The organism is Candidatus Magnetaquicoccus inordinatus (assembly GCF_004217665.1).
GTDB classification, from domain to species: Bacteria; Pseudomonadota; Magnetococcia; order Magnetococcales; family Magnetaquicoccaceae; genus Magnetaquicoccus; species Magnetaquicoccus inordinatus.
Genome location: NZ_RXIU01000053.1, coordinates 1 through 4111, shown reverse-complemented (window position 1 = coordinate 4111; position 4111 = coordinate 1). Strand labels below are relative to the sequence as shown.

At 49.1% G+C, this 4111-nt stretch carries 5 protein-coding genes; 1 reads left to right on the top strand and 4 read right to left on the bottom strand.

The window, feature by feature from the left end; all coding sequences use genetic code 11:
- Nucleotides 1–813: 813 nt before the first annotated feature.
- Nucleotides 814–945, bottom strand: coding sequence for a hypothetical protein (locus EJP87_RS18800; protein ID WP_265332105.1), 132 nt, complete (start codon nucleotides 943–945; stop codon nucleotides 814–816).
- Between the two features lie 122 nt (nucleotides 946–1067).
- Between EJP87_RS18800 and EJP87_RS06025 the strand changes: the two genes are divergently transcribed.
- On the top strand, nucleotides 1068–1631 hold the full coding sequence (locus tag EJP87_RS06025) for a bacteriohemerythrin (protein WP_130470962.1): 564 nt from the start codon (nucleotides 1068–1070) through the stop codon (nucleotides 1629–1631).
- 186 nt (nucleotides 1632–1817) lie between these two features.
- On the opposite strand, the gene EJP87_RS06020 is transcribed toward EJP87_RS06025, so the two are convergent.
- From EJP87_RS06020 to EJP87_RS06010, 3 genes are all read right to left on the bottom strand, one after another.
- On the bottom strand, nucleotides 1818–2126 hold the full coding sequence (locus tag EJP87_RS06020) for a DUF4276 family protein (RefSeq protein ID WP_193771176.1): 309 nt from the start codon (nucleotides 2124–2126) through the stop codon (nucleotides 1818–1820).
- A gap of 243 nt (nucleotides 2127–2369) precedes the next feature.
- A complete protein-coding gene (locus EJP87_RS06015) occupies nucleotides 2370–2768 on the bottom strand; it encodes a DUF4276 family protein (protein ID WP_193771175.1) in 399 nt (132 codons plus the stop codon).
- Between the two features lies 1 nt (nucleotide 2769).
- The gene (locus EJP87_RS06010; RefSeq protein ID WP_130470959.1) at nucleotides 2770–3855 is read right to left on the bottom strand and encodes an AAA family ATPase; all 1086 of its coding nucleotides are present in this window, start codon (nucleotides 3853–3855) and stop codon (nucleotides 2770–2772) included.
- Between the last annotated feature and the right edge of the window lie 256 nt (nucleotides 3856–4111).

The following is a 4111-nucleotide window of genomic DNA, read 5'->3' as shown; positions in this document are numbered from 1 at the left end:
TGCCGGCTCCAGTAAAATAATCCTCTACGGTCACCCTCTTGGTGGCCGTTTTTGTTTGGAGTTGTGCACCAAACTGCCATATTTCACGTGAATTATTTCAAACAGTTAAACTACACATCCGCGTGACAATGAATTGTCTATGCGGATTATCTCTTCGTCACGCCCTACAGTCAAAACCAAACGCCATCGCGCTCGAAAACCCTGCCTTATCTGCTCTGCAACGCAGAAGAGCAAACTGCTTTGGAGCGATCAGCCTCTGCGGTAGCGCCATCTATACGAGACAGGGAAGACGAGGAGAAACGGCAGGAGTGATTGCATGGCAATCGCATTTGAAAATCAGAAAATTATTATGGAGGTCCAGGAGGAGATTATCTCCTCCTGGCAACTGTAGCCAGCGGGCTTTTTGCTGCTTTGCGCTATTTTCCTCCGACTCAACCCATCGTGATCTCCGGCCAGCAGGTGTCTGCTCTTGATCACACCACCAGCAAAATACCAGTATTCAACCAATCCGTACCCCAACATCCTGGACAGTAAATCCTACTTTTCTTCCAAGCTCTTAGCGGTCATACGCACGACAAACGCACCCAACCTCTCTCTGATGATCAACTCACCACCCTGACCGAACAGGCCGACGCAGCCACCGCATGGAGCAGCAAAACTCCTCGCAAAACATGGTCCGCAATAAAAATCATCCTGAAGATATCTCAGGATAGAAAAACAATTGCAGTGAAGAATTTTTGAGGATACTCCAATTAACCGTTTTGCTGTGCGGTTTATGCGCGCCTTTTTGCATCTATATTTTGCTCTAAGCTGTCACGACAGCAGCATGCTGGCTGCCGCGATGGTAAAAAGGGATAAAGGAACTCCCTCATTATGACGCAACACATTCCTGCTCTGTTTAATCTGCCGCCCCACTTTGACGATTTTTGTTTGCCTTCTGTTCATTTTCTGTGCTCAAATATCGCGTGGCTTGCTTTTAATTTCTGCGACTGTTCATCTGACAGGCAACAAAATTATCCATTCGAGCCCCTACTTTTACCGCCTTGCACTGTTTTGGAGAATATAAGATGAAAAATGTGCATATCGAAACCATGGATTGGTTGATTTGGCTGGCCATCATTCTTCCCGCCATGGGGCTCGCTGGCTATCTATATGGCATCGAAGCTGTGCTGGTCTTGGCGATTATCTTGCCTTTGGTCATCATCGTCAAAAATGAGTTTCTCTACAAACAGTTTCAATGGAAACAAGAGTATAGCGTCAAAATTGCCAGCCTGGATGATGATCATAAACAGCTCCTGTCCATCACCCTGGATCTGTTCAAATCCTTGCAGAAAGTGCAAAACAAAAATGAACTGGCCAAAATGTTGGATGATCTGGCAGCCTATACCATCTATCACTTTGAACGCGAAGAGGGGATGATGAAAAAACATGCCTATCCCGCTCTTGAGCCCCACCTGCGCGAACACGCCATGATGAAAGAAAAACTCGCCGAGTTTCAAACCGCCCTGCAAAACGACAGTATCGAGGCCGCAAAAAAATTATTGCGCTTCCTCCAGGAGTGGCTGGTCAAACATATCAATACCACCGACAAAGCCTATACCGAATTTCTGCTCAGCCACGGCGAAAAATAGTCCGCAGCGCCTCGCTTTTGTGCCGAGTATCAGCTTCTGTCCGGCCCCTGATATTCGGCACAACAAAAACAGTGCCAGAGCAGTGTACATCAGCAACCAAAAAAGCCAGCCTAAAACAGCACGCCAACTCCGTTAATCTCTTTGCTTTTACTGCGCTTTCTGTTGCAAAAATCAGTCAGTCCGCACTCATGCCTGGGCGTTGGCCAAAGCACGCAATCTGCCCAACCACTCGCAAAAATGGCGGCACTGCTGCTCCATTACCGCCACAGTGACCCTCTCTGCTGCCAAAGGAGCGTGCAGCATTTTGTCATATCTTGGGCTCAGGTGTGTGGCAAGCCGTGCCGATGGCTTGCTTGCATAACCATCATTGATATGTTCTGGACTGGCATATTGGCCACGAATCGTCGTCAACTTTTGCTCTGCCTGCTGCCAGCCTGGCACCGTTTGGCAAAGCGCCGCCACATCAGAAAACAATAATCCCTCGTAAATATTCACCACCCAAAACAACTGCGGGTCCAGGGAGGGCACCTCCCTGGCCGGGTCCAGGGATGGAATCCCTGGGATTTTGCTTTTAATCTTTTGCCTTTGGCGCGCTTTTCACACTAAGCCGACGCGCTTTTTGCGTCGGCGCAGCGCGCCTAATGGAGGCAAGCTGTGCGGATTGGCGCGCATTCTTGCGCCAATGTGCACAGCATCCCCATAGGGGTAGAGCTGGCGAGCCTGCAAAAAGCTGAATAGTTACAATCCCTCAAACTCATACGGTTGAATATGCGGAATAAAACGCTCTGCCTGACAGCCAGCCAACTGCACAATCGACTGATGCAGCTCCCTCTCCAAATGGGCTACCTTCTCATAGGGATCGCTCTTCTTCTTGGCCTCCTCATACCCAGGAAAATCACTATCCAAGGCATACAGATCCAAAAAAGTTGACAAAATCGGGGCGCTGCCTTCCCTTAGGGTGTTGCGCGCATACAATTTTAAGCGGTCAAAAGTGACTGCTCCTCCTCTGGCATTCTGCGAGGTTTTCAATAACCGTGGAACCAGAAAAAGCCCGGAAGCAGCAAACAAGGGAGAGATGCTCTCTTTGATAAATTTTTCGTCCGATTGCCCCTCGGCAAACAGCACCACCCGCACCATCCTATGGTCTCCCACCCAGCACGTTGCGTTTCCAAAGCTCGCCCATGGCATACTCCTCCAACCATCCGGCAAGCTCCTCACGCTGAAAACGGCGAAAAGTGGAGGCTCCCTGCTCCTGATCCACCACCACCACATCTTCCGGCTCCAACTCGTTGACCAGTTCCACCGATTGGGTAGAGATGATCAACTGCTTTCGTTCTGCAACCTGTTTGAAAATGGCTGCCAGTATGGAGATGGCATACGGATGCAACCCCAACTCCGGCTCATCAATCAAAATGGTGTCTGGCAACAACACTATGGGTTGCAATAATAAAGTGACCAGACAAACAAAGCGCAATGTGCCATCTGAAAGCATATGCGCCTTGAAAGGGGTATCCGGTTGACCCTTCTGTGTCCACTCCAACTCCACCGTTTCCGGCTCTCCCGGTCGCTGCACAAAATCATCAAAAAAGGGAGCCACCAGACGAATGGTGGCCACAATCTGTCGGTAGGATTCGCGATGCTGTTGATAAAGCATGCGCAAATAGGCGGCCAGGTTGGCGGCATCGCTCTTCAAAAGCAGGTTGTCGTTATTCGGATGTCTTTGTTTGATCTTGGCTTTTTCACTTGTGTCATGAAAATGGTAGACTCTCCACCTACTGACGGATGCACGAACATAGGGCGAATAGCCGTCTGTTGCCTCCTTCAATTTGGATTCTCCATGCCCAGTTCCCAAAATCGCCGGATGGGGCGTAGTGGTGTAATACACCCCCTTAAATCTGCAATTCTCCTCTTTGAAGATCAATTTATTATCAGCGGTTGGCAGAAGAATAAAATCATAGCTATTCTTGGCAAAATGGAATTCTGCGTGCATCTGATCTGTTTGTTCGCGCCCAAAATGCAAAAGAGCATCCGGTCCGCCCTGCTGCTGCACAAACAGTTGCAATTGTTGTTCATACATCTTATTGAGCAGACGAAACAGACTGATAAAATTGCTTTTACCCGCACCATTGGCCCCAATCAGCACATTCAGGTTGCGCATTGGAAATTCCTGTAATTCCCGAATCGACTTAAAACCGCTGACCGAAAGCTTGTATACCCCTGGCATGGCTAGCCTATCCTTGCAATAAAAAATCGCACCGATTCATTAACCGCGCTGACGGTGCAGGCAGCAAAAGAGAGCAACAGGCAATCTCACCTTCTCCGGCAACGACAAGATACAACTTATATAATTATTTGCGACAGTGTGGCAGCGTCAATCCTACAGAATTGTCAGACAACACTCCAGCACTCCTGCACTCCTGCACTCCTGCACTCCTGCACTCCTGCACTCCTGCACTCCTGCACTCCTGCACTCCTGCACT